The 19301-nt window shown below is 54.2% G+C and carries 21 protein-coding genes; 14 read left to right on the forward strand and 7 right to left on the reverse strand.

What is annotated here, in order from left to right:
* Positions 1–51: 51 nt before the first annotated feature.
* The 6 genes from mtrA (at position 52) to secA (ending at position 8270) form a co-directional block, all read left to right on the forward strand.
* On the forward strand, positions 52–729 hold the full coding sequence (gene mtrA, locus CULFRC11_RS02785; protein ID WP_013910953.1) for an MtrAB system response regulator MtrA: 678 nt from the start codon (positions 52–54) through the stop codon (positions 727–729).
* Between the two features lie 29 nt (positions 730–758).
* Positions 759–2408 (forward strand): MtrAB system histidine kinase MtrB, encoded by a 1650-nt coding sequence (mtrB, locus tag CULFRC11_RS02790; protein ID WP_023635279.1) that lies wholly within the window; start codon positions 759–761, stop codon positions 2406–2408.
* Between the two features lies 1 nt (position 2409).
* On the forward strand, positions 2410–4146 hold the full coding sequence (gene lpqB, locus CULFRC11_RS02795) for an MtrAB system accessory lipoprotein LpqB (RefSeq protein ID WP_023635280.1): 1737 nt from the start codon (positions 2410–2412) through the stop codon (positions 4144–4146).
* Positions 4147–4162: 16 nt separating this feature from the next.
* On the forward strand, positions 4163–4771 hold the full coding sequence (locus CULFRC11_RS02800; protein ID WP_023635281.1) for a ComF family protein: 609 nt from the start codon (positions 4163–4165) through the stop codon (positions 4769–4771).
* A gap of 137 nt (positions 4772–4908) precedes the next feature.
* Positions 4909–5571 carry a ribosome hibernation-promoting factor, HPF/YfiA family gene (hpf, locus tag CULFRC11_RS02805; RefSeq protein ID WP_014525433.1) on the forward strand — a complete coding sequence of 221 codons (663 nt, stop codon included), beginning with the start codon at positions 4909–4911 and terminating at the stop codon, positions 5569–5571.
* 155 nt (positions 5572–5726) lie between these two features.
* Positions 5727–8270: a preprotein translocase subunit SecA gene (gene secA, locus CULFRC11_RS02810; protein WP_031270068.1), complete on the forward strand. Its 2544-nt coding sequence runs from the start codon at positions 5727–5729 to the stop codon at positions 8268–8270.
* Positions 8271–8283: 13 nt separating this feature from the next.
* On the opposite strand, the gene CULFRC11_RS02815 is transcribed toward secA, so the two are convergent.
* Entirely contained in the window at positions 8284–8715 is a 432-nt protein-coding gene (locus CULFRC11_RS02815; RefSeq protein WP_023635283.1) for a hypothetical protein, read from the reverse strand.
* 156 nt (positions 8716–8871) lie between these two features.
* On the opposite strand from CULFRC11_RS02815, the gene CULFRC11_RS02820 reads away from it, so the two are divergent.
* The 4 genes from CULFRC11_RS02820 (at position 8872) to CULFRC11_RS02835 (ending at position 12324) form a co-directional block, all read left to right on the forward strand.
* Positions 8872–9282, forward strand: a complete 411-nt coding sequence (locus CULFRC11_RS02820) for an HAD-IA family hydrolase (RefSeq protein ID WP_013241381.1) — start codon at positions 8872–8874, stop codon at positions 9280–9282.
* On the forward strand, positions 9282–9788 hold the full coding sequence (locus tag CULFRC11_RS02825) for a DUF6912 family protein (protein ID WP_023635284.1): 507 nt from the start codon (positions 9282–9284) through the stop codon (positions 9786–9788). The genes CULFRC11_RS02820 and CULFRC11_RS02825 overlap by 1 nt, the downstream gene beginning before the upstream one ends.
* 187 nt (positions 9789–9975) lie before the next feature.
* Positions 9976–11034, forward strand: coding sequence for a ferredoxin reductase (locus CULFRC11_RS02830; protein WP_023635285.1), 1059 nt, complete (start codon positions 9976–9978; stop codon positions 11032–11034).
* Positions 11035–11049: 15 nt separating this feature from the next.
* Positions 11050–12324 (forward strand): fatty acid desaturase family protein, encoded by a 1275-nt coding sequence (locus CULFRC11_RS02835; protein WP_023635286.1) that lies wholly within the window; start codon positions 11050–11052, stop codon positions 12322–12324.
* Positions 12325–12334: 10 nt separating this feature from the next.
* On the opposite strand, the gene rsgA is transcribed toward CULFRC11_RS02835, so the two are convergent.
* Together rsgA and aroA are read right to left on the reverse strand one after the other, a co-directional pair.
* On the reverse strand, positions 12335–13351 hold the full coding sequence (gene rsgA, locus CULFRC11_RS02840) for a ribosome small subunit-dependent GTPase A (RefSeq protein ID WP_023635287.1): 1017 nt from the start codon (positions 13349–13351) through the stop codon (positions 12335–12337).
* Positions 13351–14625, reverse strand: coding sequence for a 3-phosphoshikimate 1-carboxyvinyltransferase (gene aroA, locus CULFRC11_RS02845; protein ID WP_023635288.1), 1275 nt, complete (start codon positions 14623–14625; stop codon positions 13351–13353). Before aroA ends, rsgA begins: the two co-directional genes overlap by 1 nt.
* 20 nt (positions 14626–14645) lie before the next feature.
* Between aroA and CULFRC11_RS02850 the strand changes: the two genes are divergently transcribed.
* Positions 14646–15314 carry an SOS response-associated peptidase gene (locus tag CULFRC11_RS02850; protein WP_023635289.1) on the forward strand — a complete coding sequence of 223 codons (669 nt, stop codon included), beginning with the start codon at positions 14646–14648 and terminating at the stop codon, positions 15312–15314.
* On the opposite strand, the gene ybaK is transcribed toward CULFRC11_RS02850, so the two are convergent.
* Positions 15273–15776 (reverse strand): Cys-tRNA(Pro) deacylase, encoded by a 504-nt coding sequence (gene ybaK / locus CULFRC11_RS02855; RefSeq protein WP_031270071.1) that lies wholly within the window; start codon positions 15774–15776, stop codon positions 15273–15275. The genes CULFRC11_RS02850 and ybaK overlap by 42 nt on opposite strands.
* Before the next feature lie 47 nt (positions 15777–15823).
* Here ybaK and CULFRC11_RS02860 point away from each other — a divergent pair, with 47 nt between their 5' ends.
* Both CULFRC11_RS02860 and rsrA read left to right on the forward strand, forming a co-directional pair.
* Positions 15824–16492, forward strand: coding sequence for a sigma-70 family RNA polymerase sigma factor (locus CULFRC11_RS02860; RefSeq protein ID WP_023635291.1), 669 nt, complete (start codon positions 15824–15826; stop codon positions 16490–16492).
* Entirely contained in the window at positions 16492–16773 is a 282-nt protein-coding gene (rsrA, locus tag CULFRC11_RS02865) for a mycothiol system anti-sigma-R factor (protein WP_013910968.1), read from the forward strand. The genes CULFRC11_RS02860 and rsrA overlap by 1 nt, the downstream gene beginning before the upstream one ends.
* A gap of 71 nt (positions 16774–16844) precedes the next feature.
* Here the strand turns inward: rsrA and CULFRC11_RS11470 are convergent, their stop codons facing one another.
* On the reverse strand, positions 16845–16919 hold the full coding sequence (locus tag CULFRC11_RS11470; protein ID WP_014300525.1) for a 50S ribosomal protein bL37: 75 nt from the start codon (positions 16917–16919) through the stop codon (positions 16845–16847).
* A gap of 80 nt (positions 16920–16999) precedes the next feature.
* Positions 17000–17260 (reverse strand): WhiB family transcriptional regulator, encoded by a 261-nt coding sequence (locus CULFRC11_RS02870; protein ID WP_013241391.1) that lies wholly within the window; start codon positions 17258–17260, stop codon positions 17000–17002.
* A 620-nt stretch (positions 17261–17880) separates the two neighbouring features.
* Between CULFRC11_RS02870 and CULFRC11_RS02875 the strand changes: the two genes are divergently transcribed.
* Positions 17881–18303: a hypothetical protein gene (locus CULFRC11_RS02875; RefSeq protein ID WP_031270074.1), complete on the forward strand. Its 423-nt coding sequence runs from the start codon at positions 17881–17883 to the stop codon at positions 18301–18303.
* Between the two features lie 65 nt (positions 18304–18368).
* Here the strand turns inward: CULFRC11_RS02875 and CULFRC11_RS02880 are convergent, their stop codons facing one another.
* Complete coding sequence (locus CULFRC11_RS02880) at positions 18369–19229, reverse strand: GDSL-type esterase/lipase family protein (RefSeq protein WP_023635293.1); 861 nt, start codon at positions 19227–19229, stop codon at positions 18369–18371.
* Positions 19230–19301: the final 72 nt, after the last annotated feature.

The raw sequence follows: 19301 nt of genomic DNA on the forward strand, positions 1-19301 counted from the left end.
GGGCGACGGCGGTGGGTATTCCGCGCTTGTTTGAGGAAGGACTTCAGGCAGATGCCCCAGAAGATTCTCGTCGTTGATGACGATCCAGCGATCTCTGAGATGCTTACGATCGTGCTGGAAGCTGAAGGTTTTAATACCGTGGCTGTCACCGATGGTGCGCTAGCAGTAGACACCTTTAATCGGGAAGAACCTGATCTCGTTCTTCTGGACCTCATGCTTCCGGGCATGAACGGCATTGATATTTGCCGCTTGATCCGCCAGAACTCGACGGTGCCCATAGTGATGCTCACGGCCAAAACGGACACCGTTGATGTGGTGTTGGGGCTGGAAACCGGAGCAGATGATTACATCACTAAGCCTTTTAAACCCAAGGAGCTTATTGCTCGCTTGCGGGCACGGCTGCGTCGTACCGATGATGCACCCGCGGATGTTATTGAGATCAGCGACCTTGCTATCGACGTCCCCGGCCACGTGGTAAGCCGCGGTCGAGAAATTATCCAGCTCACCCCGCTGGAGTTTGATTTGCTTCTTGAGCTGGCAAGTAAGCCCGGCCAAGTGTTTACCCGTGAAGAATTACTGCAAAAAGTGTGGGGATACCGGAACGCGTCGGATACTCGCTTGGTCAACGTCCACGTGCAGCGTTTGCGTGCAAAAATTGAGAAGGATCCAGAAAATCCTCAGATTGTGCTCACCGTCCGAGGCGTCGGATATAAGACTGGGCAGGAGTAAGTTCTATTTCTGCGTATGGCCTGAAACGGTTGCGGCATCGCTTTGTTGAGCTGTGGCGCACCTCGCTCCAATTCAAAGTTCTCGGATCTATCTTCGCGGCGTCGCTGGTAGTCATGATGATCCTGGCCTTTGTGTTGGTCAGCTTTGTTACCCAGCGGTTAATCAACACCAAGTTGGACATCGCAAACTCGGAGATCGACCGTGCACGCGTGTCCGTGGAGCAACAAATCAAGGCCACCGGTTCCTCCAGCAGCGTGCAGGTTCGCCTCAACTCTGCCCGTGCTGCGCTGGCCAATAAGGTGGCGTCAGCAGAGGATCAGGCGGTCTATGAACCAGTCATCCTGGTCAACAATCCTGATGGGACTGTCATCGCTTCCCCAGAGGGCTACCGCATCCCAGAGCGGCTTCGGAGCTTTGTGGATCAACGGCAGGTTTCCTATCAATTTGCCACCATTGACCGCGCGAACGGCACAACCTACAAGGCCCTCATCATCGGGACCCCCACAAATTCCGATATTCCTAACACTCAAGTCTATTTAGTGATGTCCATGGAATCCGACGAGGCAACCCTGGCGCTCTTGCGCGGTTTGTTCTCTGGTGCGGCCATCGTTCTTGTGGTGCTGCTCGTGGGCATCACCTGGCTGCTTACTCAGCAGGTGATCACACCGGTGCGTTCTGCCAGCCGTATTGCGGAGCGTTTTAGCTCAGGCCACTTACGCGAGCGCATGGTAGTTGACGGGGAAGACGAGATGGCGCGTCTGGCGATGAGCTTTAACTCCATGGCCGAGTCGCTGTCCAAACAAATCGCGCAGCTGGAAGAGTACGGAAATCTACAACGCCAGTTCACCTCCGATGTCTCCCACGAGCTAAGAACCCCGCTTACCACGGTTCGCATGGCCGCAGACATGATCGCAGATGGTTCCGACGACCTCTCGCCTGGCGCGAAGCGCGCCTCCGAACTTATGGTGCGAGAGCTTGATCGCTTTGAGGCGCTGTTGGCGGACCTCCTAGAGATTTCGCGTCACGACGCAGGCGTTGCAGACCTCGCAGAAAGCAACCTTGATATTCGCGCGTGCATTAACGCGGCGTGGCAGCAGGTCGAGCATCTTGCGCAAGAGCTGGGCATCGAGGTGCGTTTCGACATCCCCGCCGAGCCAGTAAACCTGGTGGGAGATTCACGCAGAATAGAAAGAGTATTGCGTAATCTTCTGGCTAATGCCGTTGACCATGCGGATGGAAAGCCTGTCGACGTTCACTGCGCCGTTACCGAAGACGCCGTAGCCGTGGCTGTTGTAGACCATGGTGTGGGGCTTAAGCCTGGTCAAGAAGAGCTGGTGTTTAATCGGTTCTGGCGTGCCGATCCATCCCGAGTCCGTCATTCTGGCGGTACGGGGCTGGGATTGGCGATTTCCCGTGAAGATGCGGTCTTGCACGGCGGTACGTTAACAGCAGCAGGCGTGCCGGGGCAGGGCACCATGTTTTTGCTTACTCTGCCACTCACCCCACGTTCCGATATCACGACTGCCCCCATCGAACTTGCAGCTCCGGGCTCCTTAACACCCGAAGAATCGGAAACACCCGGTGACGTTGAAACACCCGCAAGAGAAGAGATAGCGGAAGAACCTCTGCGCCAGGATGTGCAGCAAGGCGAAGACACCGAGGAAAGGCTGGGGAAATAGTATGGCTAGAGTGGTTCGCTTAGGGCTATCGGTCGGGCTCGTCGGTGCTCTGGTGAGCGCTTGTACAACTCTGCCCAGTAGCTCGGATCCTCAGGCTCTCCGAGGTTTTGACGTGAGCACTTCTACTGAGCAGCAGGCACCAGTTGCAGGGCAAGAACCTGACTTGCTGCTGCGCGATTTCTACGAGGCGAGCACGAACCCCTCCCAGCGTTATAAACATGCACGAGGATATCTCACCGGTGCTGCTTCTGAGAGGTGGTCTCCCAGTACAAGCGTATTGGTGTTGGACGGGATCGATATTAATTCCTCTGCGAGCAGTTCAGCGTCACGCCGAGTATTTGACGTGCGGGGCAACATTGTGGGCTCGCTTGAAGAAGGGGGATCGTATGTTTCTAAAAACGAGAGTTACAGCACCACTATCACTTTGGAAAGGGTTAATTCTGAGTGGCGGATAGCTGAGCTGCCCGACCAGATTGTGGTGCAGCGCAATGAGTTGTGGAACCACTATGACCCAAAGCAGCTGTATTTCTTTGATACCAGCGGATCGACGTTGGTATCGGATCGACGTTGGGTGTTCAAGGATTCGAGTGCATCGCGCAACAGCGTGGAGAGCGCGCTGCTTACCTTGATGATTGGAGGGCCTTCGCGCAATCTCACCCCTGGCGTAGTCAATGAGGTGCCTTCCGGTGCATCTTTTGCGGGATTGAGTAATGGCTTTTATCAATTCACTGGTATGTCCGGCTTGGGGCAAGATGAGATACGGAGACTCTCTGCGCAATTTGTGTGGACGCTTGCGCTTTCGGGGTCTGCAGGGCCATTCAAATTTGCCTTTGATGGGGTTCCGCTTAAATCTGAACGCCGATATAGTGAAGAACTCACCGTGGATGACTTCGCGGAATATAACCCACAAGCAGGAGCATCCGTGTCCACGGAGACCTACGCGTTGACTAACGGCAGCTTGCGTAGTGTCGTAGGAGGCCAAGCAGCACCAGTGGCTGGTTCTTATGGGACGGTGCATGATATTGAGTCAGTGGCGATCTCAAGCAAAGATAAGGTCACTGCAGCAGTTCGCGCCGTGGGGAGTGGGGACACGAAAAAATCTAGTTTGCTGCTGGGAACCGTGGGAGGAAATTATTCCGAAGTTTTGTCGGCTAAGACGATGACTAAACCGACATTCGAACCAGGGGCGTCATCCTTGTGGACGGTGCAAGATGGACGCAAGATTATTCGTCTTGCGCGTTCTTCCTCTGGCGGGGACATCGTGGAAACGGAAGTATCCATGGATGGGCTTGAGGAATCCGCAAGCGGTATATCCATGCTGCAACTCTCGCGCAGTGGCGTGCGTGCTGCGATGATTATCGGAGGCCGCGTATATATCGGCATTGTGTCGCGCCCCAACGCCGGAGAGCGCAAGATCACCAATATCCATGAGGTCATGCCAGCGATCCAAGACACGGCAGTGTCTCTTGATTGGGAGAGCAATGGCTCGTTGATCGTGGGGACGTCGAGTTCTGAGGCTCCAGTGTGGGTCATCGCACAGGATGGTTCTATCGCAACCAAACTTTCTGCTGGAAATATTGTTGCGCCTGTGGTCTCGGTCGCCTCGAATTCCTCTACCCGATACATCACGGATGCTCGCGTGGCCCTAGAACTCCCTAACTCTGATTCCGCTACAGTGTATTGGCGCGAGGTCCAAGGGCTAGAAGGCGGGCGTTCCGTTATTGTGGTGCCGCGTTAAAAGCGCTAGGGGGGATATGGTGTGGGAATTTCTTTTCCCGCAGGCATGTGTGGGGTGCGGAAAACCCGGAATGCGGATGTGCGGGGAGTGCATGGGCGAATGGTCGCGTGCTCCACAGCGGGTTACCACTCTGACCGACCCACACGTACCTGTGTGGTCACTGGGTGAGTTCGGCGGAGTACGACGCAAAACGATCATCAATCTCAAGGAGCGAGGGCGTACAGACGCGGTGCGTTACCTTGGTCCGGTGGTAGCCGCAGCAGTCGAACATCTTAAGGCTTTAGGGGAGGTAGAGGAAGACATCGTGTTGCTTCCTGCGCCGACTCGTATGCGTTCTGCGCAACAACGTGGTGGTGATCCGGTTGAGCTTATCTGTCGGGCCAGCGGTCTACGTACTGAACGCGTCTTATGGCACCGTCCGTCCGTGGCAGATTCTGTGGGATTAGATGTTTCTCAGCGTAGGAGAAATCTTTCTGGAAACGTTTTTCTGACCAGGATCCCCTCGTCTGCGGTGCTTATTGTTGACGATGTGATCACAACGGGAGCTACCCTTGCAGAGTCGGTGGCTGTTTTAACCAGCGGAAACGTAAAAATTAGGGGAGCCTTGGGGCTATCGAATGTGTAGTAGGACAAAACCGGTGGCAAAATGGTTATGACCAGATGTACTCTGGTTCTTGGAAGTTGAAACCCGCCGATATAAGGGAAAGCTGAGTAATCCCACTCATCAAAAACCGGGCGGCTGATACAGGAAGGTACGTGATTATGACCACGCCTGCTGGAAACAACGAGACTCTGAGCCCTGACGTCCAGGTTTCGATCACTGGCCGCAATGTTGAAGTTCCGGAGCACTTCGCGGAACGTGTTAATGCCAAACTCGCCAAGATAGCTCGTCTTGATCCAACACTCACCTTCTTCCACGTCGAGCTGCAGCACGAGCCTAACCCACGTCGCTCTGAGCAGTCTGACCGTATTCAGATCACAGCTACCGGCAAGGGACATATTGCTCGGGCTGAGGCTAAGGAAGATAGCTTCTATGCCGCGCTGGAGACAGCACTGGCTCGTATGGAACGTTCTCTGCGTAAGGTGAAGGCTCGTCGCTCCATTTCCCTGTCGGGGCACCGTGCGCCTAAGGGAGCCGGAGAGACTGCTGCTGAACTGGTACAGGAAGCGGAGACGGCTCGCGCTGACTCCCAATACGATCACGATCCATATGCAGATTCAGTAGAAGAAGTGTTGCCGGGTCGAGTTGTTCGTCACAAGGAACACCCATCCACCCCGATGAGCGTCGATGATGCTCTTTCTGAGATGGAGCTTGTGGGCCATGACTTCTACATGTTTGTTAATGAGGAGACGGGTCGCCCATCGGTTGTCTATCGTCGTCACGCATTTGACTACGGCCTTATCTCCTTGGCAAAAGAGAGCTAAACCTTAGCTTTCCCTGTGGAAACGAGATAATGCAGAACCCGGATTTCCTCTAACAAAGGTGATCCGGGTTCTTTAATTTGTTTCGCCTGTGATTACAATGGCGAAGTTACAGCTATAAACCACATATTTAAAACATTTCTAAGGACTTAGTGCACGTGTTTGGACTTTCCAAGATGCTCCGCGTTGGCGAGGGGCGCGCTGTTAAGCGGCTGAAGAAAATCGCTGAAGATGTTATCGATCTCGAGCCTCAGTTTTCTGAGCTTTCCGACGACGAGCTCAAGGCAAAGACTAAAGAGTTCCAGGACCGAATCGCGGCAGGTGAAACTGTCGACGACCTCCTGCTAGAGGCATTCGCTGTTGCGCGCGAGGCGTCGTGGCGTGTTCTGGGGCAGAAGCACTATTTAGTTCAGATTATGGGCGGTGCAGCACTGCACTTTGGCAACGTCGCCGAGATGCGTACTGGTGAGGGCAAGACTCTTACCTGTGTGCTTCCCGCTTACCTCAACGCCCTGGAGGGAAAGGGCGTCCACGTTGTTACCGTGAACGATTACTTGGCCAAGCGTGACGCTGAGTGGATGGGTCGCGTGCACCGGTGGCTAGGCCTTGAGGTTGGTGTCATCCTGGCCAATATGCAGCCTACTGAGCGTCGTGCGGCCTATAACGCAGACATTACGTATGGCACGAACAACGAGCTGGGTTTTGATTACCTTCGTGACAACATGGTGCGTTCGCTCGACGAGTTGGTGCAGCGTGGACATCATTACGCGATCGTGGATGAGGTTGACTCCATCCTTATCGATGAGGCTCGTACCCCCCTCATTATTTCCGGCCCAGTCGATGGCTCTTCGCAGTGGTACAGCGTCTTTGCTCAGATCACTCCACGCCTGACTCGTGACATTCACTTTGAAGTGGATGAGCGTAAGCGCACCGTGGGCATTAAAGAAGAAGGTGTGGCGTATGTCGAGGATCAGCTGGGAATCGACAACCTTTACGCGCCTGAGCACTCGCAGCTGGTGAGCTACCTCAACAACGCTATCAAGGCACAGGAGCTGTTTACCCGCGACAAGGACTACATCGTTCGCAATGGCGAGGTTCTTATCGTGGACGACTTCACCGGCCGCGTCTTGGATGGTCGCCGCTATAACGAGGGCATGCACCAGGCCATTGAGGCCAAAGAAAACGTGGAGATCAAAAACGAGAACCAGACTCTGGCTACGATCACCCTGCAGAACTACTTCCGTCTGTATGAAAAGCTCGCGGGAATGACGGGTACCGCGGAGACGGAAGCCTCTGAGCTGCACCAGATTTACAAGCTGGATGTCATCCCGATTCCGACTAACCGGGATAATCAGCGTGAGGACATGACAGACCTGGTCTATAAGACTCAGGAAGCTAAGTTTGCTGCCGTTGTGGATGACATCGCAGAGCGCGTTGCCAAGGGCCAGCCAGTGCTCGTGGGTACCACGTCTGTGGAGCGCTCGGAGTACCTCTCCAAGCTGTTGCAGCGCCGTGGTGTGCGACACAGCGTGCTCAACGCCAAGTTCCATGAGCAGGAAGCTCAGATCGTGGCGCAAGCCGGCTTGCCAGGCGCTGTCACAGTTGCTACTAACATGGCTGGCCGCGGAACGGACATCGTGCTGGGCGGTAACCCAGACATCATCGCGGACATCAATCTGCGTGAGCGTGGACTCGATCCTGTGGAGACCCCGGAGGAGTACGAGGCCGCATGGGATGAAGAGCTGGCCAAGGTGAAAAACCGCGGTGAGAAGCTGGCTGAAGAAGTACGCGACGCTGGTGGTCTGTATGTCCTAGGCACTGAGCGCCACGAGTCTCGTCGTATCGACAACCAGTTGCGCGGACGCGCTGGCCGTCAGGGCGACCCAGGGACCACCCGTTTCTACCTGTCGATGCGCGATGAGCTGATGGTTCGCTTTGTCGGGCAGTCCATGGAAAACATGATGAATCGTCTCAACGTTCCAGACGATGTGCCCATTGAGGCAAAGATGGTCACCAACTCCATCAAGGGTGCCCAGGCTTCCGTGGAGAACCAGAACTTTGAGATGCGTAAGAACGTCTTGAAGTACGACGAGGTCATGAACGAGCAGCGCAAGGTTATCTACAGCGAGCGTCGTGAGATCCTTGAGTCCGCAGATATTGCTGACAACATCCAAAGAATGATCGATGACACCATTGGTGCTTACGTCGACGGCGCAACCGCACAAGGCTACGTCGAAGACTGGGACCTTGACGCGCTCTGGAACGCACTTGAGTCCCTTTATGGTCCTTCCATGCAGGCCCAGGAGCTTATCGACGGCACCGAGTACGGCGCAGCAGGCGAACTGTCCGAAGCGGACTTGCGCGCTGCCGTCCTTGAGGATGCGCACAAGCAGTATGCCGAGCTGGAAGAAAACGTTTCTGCCATCGGTGGAGAGGCCCAGATGCGCAACATCGAGCGCATGGTGATCCTCCCCGTTATCGACCAGAAGTGGCGTGAGCACCTTTATGAGATGGACTACCTCAAGGAGGGTATCGGCTTGCGCGCTATGGCGCAGCGCGATCCTTTGGTGGAGTATCAAAAAGAAGGTGGCGATATGTTCAACGCCATGAAGGATGGAATCAAAGAGGAAACTGTGCGCCAGCTCTTCTTGCTGCGCAAGCAGTTCCAGGCGCCAGCCGTAGATGAGACTGTAGAGGCTTAAACAGCGCTACGCTCTAGATAACCCGCAGGCTTCGCATTCGCAGCCTGCGGGTTGTTGCGTCGAGAGGCACAAACTGGGCGAGATAGCCGATGTGTTGGTTGTCTATGTTGGCGGAGCCGAGGGCGTCGATAAGCTGACCGCGTGGACGCAGATGAAGTGCTTCCAAGACGATGCGCCCGCGTACGGCTGGCATTGAGCGGCGACGAGCGGTGATGAGACGGTGTACTTGATCGTCGAATTGTTCGTGACACAGTGGAGAGATGGAACGGATGCCAAAGGCAGCGTTCAATGCCATAAAGATCAGGGACTTGGATTCTTTGTGCACGTAATCGGGCAGCTGTAGGCGTTTAAAATCCGTTGGTGCGTAGGAAAACTCGCGGGGATGTTGGGATGAATCCACTGTGAAGGTTTTGAGGTAGCTGAGTCCAGGAATCGGGACAAGCATGTAGGCTTTCCTTAAGAGAACACGATTCCAAGGCAGGCTCTGTGTGTTTTGCAGCCAAAAAAGACACGTGGGCGTGCGTTCTCTTTGACTAATGTGAAACAATAGCCAAGGTCAATTCTTTTTTCCAGAAATAATTACGTGAGGTGTAGGCAAGCTGTGCGCGGCTTAATCGTCGATTATGTAGGTGTCCTTGATGGGCCGGTAGAAGACCAGCGACGCTGGCGCAATCTCTTATCCGCTGCGCGGGCGAATGGGATCGGCACTGCGGTGCTGTCGAATGATCCAGGTGGCCCTGGCGCAGACCCTATTCGTGTTCTTCAGACGCAAGGAATCGTCGATGCCGTCATTCTCAGCGGTGAGATCGGCGCAGAGAAACCCGAAGAGGCTGCGTTCCAGGCTGCTGCTGATGCAATTGGTTTGCCTATGCGTGACTGCGTGATGGTTGATGATTCGATTCTGAACGTCCGCGCAGCAGTAGAGTGCGGCCTTGTGGGAGTCTTTTACCAGCAATTTGATCGCACCGTCGTTGAGCTTTCGGGGCTGTTTGGTCTAAGCGGTGACTTCTGATGCGCGTCTATGTTCCTGCGACTTTCTCCCTGCTTAAAGAATTGAGCGAACAAGGGGAAATCTCTGCGCGATCGGGGTACGGATTTGCGGTGACCCCTGCGCTTCGGGAATTTTATACGTCGGGTGATGAGGACGAGATAGCCCATTCGGCGTTCGAGGATGCGGCTTTGGCTTCTATCAGGTTGCTCGCGGTCGGGGATGAGGAGAAATTCCCGCACCGTAGGGTCGTGATTTCTGCAGATATTGCGGATGAGAATGTCTCCTTAGACCCGGAGATGGGGGAGTCCGTGGTCAAGCTGTCTCCGTCCGCCGTGTCTTTGGATTCGGTGGCTGCAATCCACGTTGACGTTCAATCGTCTGAGGAAGCCACGGCTAAGGCTATTGAGGCTATTGATGAGGCTGATTTGGGCGTAGAGGATGCCGAATTGATTGTTGGGGACGCGCTGGATAATTTCCTTGCGTGGTATGACCCCAGTGAGTTGGGCGCTCTGATTGAGCTGCTCTAGCCTCTGAGAAAATCATGTTATATCGGAGGATATAGCGGGTTTTAGTTTTCAACCGTTGCGTTGGTCCTTGAAAGGGCTGTACGCAACGGTTTTCTTTATTTTTCCCTGGAATAGTGGACAACAAACCTACGGATACGTAAGCTACTGCAAAGTAACTTTTACTAGGGAAACAATTTGAGGTTTATCCATGGCACGTGACCGACTAGCATCTCTTCGGGGAGTGCTCAAAAGATTCACCACACCGCTTTTGCCCGATGACTACTCCGTCCTGGTTAACCCGTTATGGAGCACCCGCGAACTACGTGGGCAAATACAGGAGGTGCGTCGTGATCGCGACGTTGTTCACCTCTCAATCATTCCGGGATGGGGAGTGGAAACAGATTTCCACGCAGGCCAATACATTGGGATCGGAGTAGAAATTGATGGTCGCTTTGTATGGCGAAGCTACTCGTTGACCAACGCTCCCGATCCACACGCACGCATATTAAAAATCACTGTTCGTGCGGTGGAAAAAGGAAAGCTTTCCACCCATTTGGTGGGCTCCGTGCGTCCGGGCACGACCATCCGGATGCTTGCCCCAGCTGGGGACTTTCATCTGAGCGAGCCGGTTCCTAGCAAGATTGCTTTCTTGGCTGCCGGGACTGGAATCACCCCGATCATTTCTATGGTACGCACGATGGCTGAGCGTAAGCAGCTAGAGCGTTGTCACGCAGTTTTGGTGTATTGCGTCCACGACTCCGATCATCTGCTCTTTGATCAGGAGCTCACGCGATTGGAACAAGAAAATCCACAGCTGCAGGTCATCCGTCGTATTACAGCTCGCGAGGGGCGGCTTACTCCGCAGGATTATGAGCACGTTATACCTGACATTACGTCACGCGCGATCTTTGCTTGCGGTCCTTCGCGCATGCTTGACGACGCTCACGCGTGGGCAGAAAAACGCGGCGTCAGCATCACCTCAGAGAGGTTTACTATCGACCGCGCCAGTGACGCACAAGGTGGAGTGATCACATTCGGAGACCGGGGAAATACTCACGCAGATGGTGCGACAACCCTTTTGGAAGCTGGCGAAAAATCAGGGGTTAACCTTCCGTTCGGGTGCCGCATGGGGGTGTGCCATACCTGCGTCAGGCCGCTGCTTGAGGGGCATGCTCACAATCTAGTCACAGGGGAAACCCATGAACCAGGAAGTCGCGTACGAACATGTGTATGTGTGGCGGCTGGCGATCTCACCATAGGCGTATAAAGGAGTCTTGGCACAATGGCAATTGATAACATTCAGGCGTACTCGCATCTCAGCGACGACGATATAGCGGAAATCGGAAGGCGTCTCGACGCAATCAAACTAGAGGTCACTGAATCTTTAGGAGAACGCGATGTCGCCTACATTAGAAGGCTTATTCGAGCACAGCGAGCCTTGGAAGTTGCTGGGCGCATAAGCCTTATCTTTGCCGGCAATAAGAAGTGTTGGTGGGCCGGAACCGCTTTTCTTAGCACCGCAAAGATTTTGGAAAACCTAGAGATAGGACACAACGTCTTGCACGGGCAGTGGGACTGGATGAATGATCCAGAGATCCACTCGACGACGTGGGAATGGGACATCGTGTGTCCTTCTTCCCAGTGGATGCACTCACACAATTACGTTCATCACACCTACACCAATGTGTTAGGGATGGACCATGACGTGGGATACGGCGTTCTTCGTGTTACCCGTGACCGACAATGGACACCGCTGCATGCCTTCCAGCCTGTGATCAATCCCGTGCTTGCCACGATGTTCCAATGGGCCGTGGGTTACTACGATGTTGAACTTGGAAAGTTCTTTTCCAAGCGGACCGACTGGGATGAAACCAAAGGAAAGTTCTGGGAGACCACCTCTAAAGCTGCCCGGCAAGTATCACGAGACTATCTCTTATACCCAGCACTAGCAGGTCGGAATTATCCACGCGCCGTGGCCGCAAATGCGCTAGCCAACTTCACCAGATCAGTGTGGGCGTATGCCGTGATTTTCTGTGGACATTTTCCTGATGAGACTGAAACATTTACCAAGGAACAGTTCAAAAACGAAGACCGCAATCAGTGGTATTTACGCCAAATGTTAGGGTCAGCCAACTTCCGCGGCGGAAAGCTCTTGACTCTCATGTCCGGAAATCTGAATTATCAGATCGAACACCACCTCTTCCCTGACATGCCGTCGAATCGGCTAGCGGAGGTGGGGAAGAAAGTTCGTGCGATCTGTGAAGAATACGATCTTCCTTACAACATTGACTCTTTCCCCGTGCAATTGTTCAAAGTACAAAAGACTTTGCTCAAGCTTGCCCTCCCCAATAAATATTTGGTGGCCAGCCCCGACAACGCCCCAGAAGTGAGGTCAAACAGAGCATTTACGGACAATCCTTGTATTGAGGGGCAACTAGGAGTGGACAGCTCCGGCAAGCGTGTGGGACTGAAAACTGGTCTGCAGCTGCTCAAGCGGATTCGTCCTGGTGTCCGCGATGTCATACGGGCGTACTCCGGCAGATCCACACGAAAATAGAAGAAACCCGCTAATCCCATTCGGTGTTGGTGCGCAGCGAGGCTAGCAGCTTGCGCACCGCGATTACTCGCCGACCCGTGGGAGAATCTGCGTCAAACTGATCGAGCGCACATTCGGGGTCTGCAGGAGGGCCTGCATGAGTGCATCCGCGCGGGCAGTTCTCAGCAGCTGCGGAGAGATCCTCAAAAACCCCGACCACTGCGTCTGCGTCGACATGCGCGAGGCCGAAGGATCGGATACCGGGGGTGTCCACGATCCAGCCGCCGTCGGGAAGCCGCAAAGCTACTGCTTGAGTTGATGTGTGGCGACCTTTCCCTACCCCTGATACGCTGCCCGTTTCACGGAAAGCATCGGGGACGAGTCGATTGACTAGCGTTGATTTGCCCACACCAGAATGTCCGATGGTTGCGGTAACGGATTGGGTAACAAGCTCCTGAACTGGCGCGATCGGGTCGTCGATACCGCAGACGACCACCGGGACATTTAAAGAGCTGAATTCTTCCGCGAACTCGGTCGGGTCTGCAAGATCAGACTTGGTCAAACAGAGAATCGGTTGAAGATTGCCCACAAAAGCAGCAACGAGTGCCCGCTCAACAAACCCTGCACGGGGCGGGGGATCGGCAACCGCGCATACGATGAGCAAGCGGTGCGCATTAGCGACGACGATTCGCTCATAAGGGTCAGTATCATCTGCCGTGCGCCGCAGCACGCTGGTGCGTTCTTCCAACTTAACAATCCGTGCGAGTGAACCAGCACGGCCAGAGGTATCGCCGACAACTCCTACCCGGTCACCTACCTCCACCGCAGCGCGTCCCATTTCGCGGGCTCGCATACACACAATGGGCTCTGCCGTGGGATCCGCGGAATCCAATACTACGCCCCATCTTCCTCGGTCTTTAGTTACGACCATGCCAAAAAGGGCGTCGTTGTGGCTCGGCCGATCTTTGGTCCTGGGGCGAGAGCCTTTACCCGGCCTGACTCGTACATCGGATTCATCCCAGCGGTGCGTTGATGATTTTCGTGCCATTAGTTACTCACCATCTCAGACCACATGGTGTCAAAATCCGGCAGGGTCTTTGCTGTTGTTGCGATGTTTTCCACGCGTATGTCCGGCACCGCGAGCCCGATGATCGCTCCTGCAGTAGCCATGCGATGGTCAGCATACGAGTGCCAGGTTCCCCCATGGAGGGGGCGAGGAGTGATGCGGAGGCCGTCGGCAAGCTCCTCGCAATGTCCGCCGATGCGGTTGATCTCATCTGATAACGCTTTGAGCCGGTCAGTTTCATGGCCTCGAAGGTGTGCGATACCTCTGAGCTCAGAAGGAGTTGCAGCTAAAGCGGCAAGCGCTGCGACCGTGGGGGTGAGTTCGCCGATATCCGCCATATCGAGGCAGAGCCCGTGAAGCGCGCCGGAAGGGCCTGTGACCTGAAGGGCTGGTGTGCCCTTATAGGTGGTGAAGGATACCTCGCAGCCCATGTGGCTCAGGATGGAGCGAATCGCGTCCCCTGCTTGGGTGGTCTGCTGCGGCCATCCCGGGATGATGACAGTGCCGCCTGTGACGGCTGCCGCAGCGAGGAAGGGGGTGGCGTTGGAGAGATCTGGCTCGATATGCCAGGTACGACCAGAGATACGTCCTGGATGAACCGTCCACTGATTGCCCACGGAGTCGTCGACCTGCACGCCTGCGCTTCTTAGCATGTCCACGGTCATCTCAATGTGCGGGGTGCTGGGAAGTGTGTCGCCTATGTGCCGGACGGTGAGGCCATCGCGATAACAAGGTGCGGCGAGGAGGAGCCCAGAGACGAACTGCGAAGAACTAGAGGCGTCGATGTCGATGACACCCCCGCGCGGTGCCCCCGTGGAAGAGACACTAAAGGGGAGTGAGTCTCCATGGACATCCACACCGATTCCGCGCAGCGCATCTAATATTTGGTTCATGGGACGCGTACGCGCTTGGGGATCACCATCGAATTCCACGGTGCCCTGAGCAAGTGCGGCTAAGGGCGGAACAAAGCGCATGACGGTTCCTGCGAGACCGCAGTCGACAGCACCGCCGTGAAGAGGAACTGGGGTGACAATAAACGATGAGGGGGCGTTGACACGCACATCTGTGCCCAAAGCTGCCAGCGCCTGGGCCATTAAATCAGTATCCCGGCTGCGTAATGCGCCTTTTATCTGTGAAGGTGAGTCTGCGAGGGCTGCCAACACGAGGGCACGGTTGGTCATGGACTTAGAACCTGGGACTGTTACCACTGCCGATACCGGGCCCGTAACAGTCGGAGCATCCCACAAAACACACATTCCACCATCATAAGGCCATAATGAGGTATATGTGCGGTCGATTCGTATTGTGTACCACCGATGAACAGCTTTTGCAGGTGCCTGGCTTTACCGTGGTGCACGCTCCCATGGGTTTGCCGGCACCCAGATACAACATCGCTCCGACCCAAAAGATCGCGATCCTAAGAACTGGAGACGCGCCGGGGGAGGCCGTAATAGAGCCTGCGCGCTGGGGGTTACTTCCGAGCTGGAAGCAGGATGATTCTGGGACTCCGCTTTTTAACGCTCGCGCAGAAACAGTGGCAGAGAAACCGAGCTTTCGTGCTGCTTTTGCTTCTCGACGCTGCCTTATACCCCTGGACGGCTATTACGAGTGGCATAACAAACAGCCCTATTGGATCACTACCGGATCAGTCGTATGGGCAGCCGGACTCTGGGACACCGGAGCCCAACAACTATCGGCCACGATGATTACTACGGACTCACTCCCGCCGTTAGACCGCGTGCATCATCGAATGCCGCGCTTCTTGGCCGCGGATGAACTCATGGTGTGGTTGCAGGGGAGCCCGGGCCAAGCGGCTCGTTTGTTGTCTCCTGGCGATGCTGGAGATTTTTCTCTCAACCCTGCGGATAAGGCAGTGGGGAACATAAGAAACGATTATCCGGAACTAATTGGCTTGAACGTCGACAAGTTGCCCATCGACGAGTGACGCGAGCGACTCTGCGCTGAGCTCTACGTCCATGCCGCGTCGTCCTGCAGACACAAAGATCGTGTCAAAGAGGATTGCGGTTTCATCGATAACGGTAGGCAGCGCTGTTTTTTGTCCTATGGGGGAGATACCGCCGGGGATATATCCGGACGATTTTGAGGCGTCATGAGGGTCCGCCATGGTTGCCTTGGGGGCGCCAAGGGTCGCAGCAATCTTCTTCAGGCTTAATTTAGAAGTGACAGGAACACACGCCACTGCTAACTGACGCTTGGGTCCTTTCCCCGCGGTGAGATCAACAACCAGTGTCTTAAAGATGCGTTCAGGTTCCACCCCCAGAGCCGCTGCTGCATGATCCCCAAAATGATCGGTCCCGCCTTCAAAACTGGAGACCTTATAGTCCACGCCGGATGAAGCCAGCACTGCCAGCGCGGGTGTTGCTGCCGAATGCTTCTTCTTACTCACGGGGTACCTCCTACTAGACTTGATAGTGTCCAATTCTAAGGAGATCAGTGGCAACGAAAACAACTGAGCTAGAGAAGCGCTTTGAAGCTGAGGCCCTTCCGCTCCTCGATCAGCTCTATGGTGGTGCGCTGCGGATGACACGGAATCCCGCAGATGCCGAAGACTTGGTGCAAGAGACCTATATCAAGGCCTTTCAAGCGTTTGCTTCTTTTAAAGAAGGAACCAACCTCAAGGCATGGCTCTATCGAATCATGACGAACACCTATATCAACTCCTACCGCAAAAAGAAACGCCAGCCGGTGCAATCCTCCGCGGAAGATGTGACTGACTATCAGCTCCTAGCTACTGCTTCACACGACTCCACGGGGTTGGAATCCGCTGAGGTGGAGGCACTGAAAAACCTTCCTAACCAGCGTATTGCGCAAGCGATGAATGAATTGAGCGAAGACTATCGGATGGTGGTCTATTACGCGGATGTGGAAGGTCTCGCCTATAAAGAGATCGCTGACATTATGGAGACCCCCCTCGGCACAGTGATGAGCCGATTGCATCGGGGAAGAAAACAACTCAGAGAAGCGTTGAAAGACGTGGCACGTGACCACGGAATTGGCGTGAGCGAAACTGCGTCTGCGAATGAAGACTCGGTTGCTTCTCACAGCTCTGGAACCATGGATACAGCAGCGGAGAATCATAAAGTTGGAAAGGCGAAGGCATAATGTCGGAAAAAGACTCGCATGATTGCGGCTGTAACTGTGAGGATCTGCATGTGCACATGTATGCGCTTTTAGATCGGGAGCTTACTGAGGTCGAATGCGCACGGCTTAATGCCCATATTGCCCAATGCCCAGGATGTGCCGAAATGATTGCGGCGGAAGAAAGCCTAAGGAGACTGTTAAAGAAGTGCTGTTGTGGGCCAGCGCCCGCGAGTTTGCGAGAGAAAATTTCCTATTCCATTCAGGTTGAGCGGACTACGATCATCACTCAACGCGAGCTTTAGTTGTGTTTCGACCACAAGCAAAGGGCGCTCACCTTAAGGTGAGCGCCCTTGACTAGTAATAGACCGTGACTTTAAGAGTTGGGTCGTTTACCGTGGTTTGCTTTGTTCTTACGGCGATCCTTGCGCTTACGTCCACGCTTGCTCATGTGGTGCTCCTTCGCTAGCTAATTGTGAATAACAGAAGACCACTTTAGTAGGTGGCCGTAGGTCTCAGGAAATCGATAGATTAGAGAGAGATACGAGCGCGTCCGCGTCCGCGGTTTTTACGGCGCTTGAGAGCGCGACGCTCATCTTCGCTCATGCCGCCCCAGACACCAGCGTCTTGACCGGTTTCTAGTGCCCATGCGAGGCATTGCGAGGTGACAGGACAACGGTTGCACACAACCTTAGCTGCTGCTACCTGAGCTAGCGCTGGGCCGGAATTGCCCACGGGGAAGAAGAGCTCGGGGTCTTCGTCGCGACAAATGGCTTCGTGGCGCCAATCCATGGTGATCTCCTAACGTGCTACAAGTGTAAGAACAACGGGGGGCGCGCAAAGAAAACCCACCATAAAACTGGCGGTAAAAATAGGGACACGTCTTTTATGCAAGCCATAGGGGGGTGTGGCTGCTCAAGTATCAGTGGGGACGTGTGGTTCCTTCGCGGTAGCCCGAAGTATTGGCGAATGCATTGTTTGCTCGCCTGAGGTACCTGCAAATAATGACATGTCCGCTCACGCTTGGCTAGGGGTAAGAGCAAAATGTGTGTAGGATCACACTTTGATATCGGTTGTGGATGTGTCTCAATCTTGAGGTTTTGCAACTTTGCAGACGGTTGTCACTCTTCTCACCTGGTGTTTTTATAGTTTGTATAGGAGTGTGCGGGGAGGCTTCGCGTCAAATTGGGGTGGTTGACAGGTATTAGAGGAGGGTTGGCGAAAGCTGGGTGAGGGCTAAATGCAATGCTTTGCATGGGAAATTTTCTTCACTGTAGGGGTGCTTTGTTAATTTAGCAAAGCCTTTATTTGCTAAAAGAGTGAATTGATGAAGGCTGTATATCCGATGGCGTCCTCGAGATTGTGGGAGAAACTGATGATTTGGGCACGGCGTTGAGCTACACTCAATCGCCGTGAACATGAACACTCATTTCCCCCCACGACCAGTGCTCTATGCTGGTTGGGTTGCCGCTATTCAGTCGCTTATTGGCATCGCCTATGCGATTCTTCTCATTGTGCGGGAAGCAACTGGTCACCGTGATGCGTCGATTGTCTATGAATCTGATAATGCCAATACATGGGTCGGGTACGGGACCGCGGTGTTCTTTCTTATCGTCTTTGGGGCTGTTTTGGCTGGGGCTCTTATGATGAACCGGGGTAAACGATGGGGGCGGGGGCCTGTAATTATGCTCCAAATCTTGCTGTTGCCCATTGCGTATTACATGTTCAACGGTGGTGCACTTCTTTTCTCTGCGGTAACGGGCCTGACTGCGGTTGTAGCTTTAGGCATGCTCTTTAGTCCGCGTGCTGTGGATTGGGCTGCACGTAATTATTAAAAAATAAAGATAAGCGTGATGCCGGCAAGGGGAAACTTGCCGGCATCACGCTTATGTGAGACTTGTTACTGCTTTGCCAAAATGTTTGCTACGTATTTGTGTCCGCGGTCATTGAGGTGGAAGGGGAGGTTCGTATGGCCTGCGGTGCCGTCGATAATGCCTGACCACATACGTTGATTATCTGGAGCGCACATGTGGTTATGCCTGGTTGCTCCTTTGAGGTCTACAAATTCGACTCCGGAAGCCGCTGCTGCGTCTCGTCCCATGTCCTGGGCGAGCTGCTCAAGATGCGCGATCTCGGGGGCAAAGGTTCGGTCGTGGAGATTATTTCCAACGTGGAATAAACATACGGAGCTGTTATCGGTAATTTGCGGATAGCCGATGAGTTGAATGCGGGCATGTGGTGCTAGTTTGCGGATTCGTGCAGCGTCTTGTCTGATCTTTGCGGCAAACTCATGGCGGATTTGTTCATCAGTGCGACCGCGCGCGAGTTGTGAATAAGTATCGTTAAAGCCAAGCGAGATGAATACGCGCTTGGTGTTTTTGTTGAGTGTTCGTTGACTCTCTGCCTGATCGATCTGGAGAGACACTGAACGTCGGCTAGCTGAGAAAAGCGATTTATCTCCCAGCGCTACGGCGCCTGGGCAAGAGTAATTATCTGCTCGGAGTTTAAGGAGCTCGGCGGCCACAATTCCAAAGCTGTGTGGAGACGTTGGACATTCTCCTCGCTCGGTAGCGGGCTGCGGAGTGGGGATGTTTAACCATGTCGCGCCATAGCGAATAAGGTCTGGATTGGCTACAACCGAATCCCCAAAAATAACTGCATTATGGATTGGCGCATGTGCATAAGCTGGGGTTATAGCTGCGGGAATTGCTGCGATGAGTGAAAGAATCGCTGCCCCGGCTTTGAACAGTCTGTGTCTCATTTCACCAGTATACAGGATTCCTATCAGTATTCTTTTAGGTTAAATGAAGTTTCCAGATTTTTCGTTGTTGGG

The sequence above is a fragment of the Corynebacterium ulcerans genome, from assembly GCF_000767685.1.
Taxonomy (GTDB): domain Bacteria; phylum Actinomycetota; class Actinomycetes; order Mycobacteriales; family Mycobacteriaceae; genus Corynebacterium; species Corynebacterium ulcerans.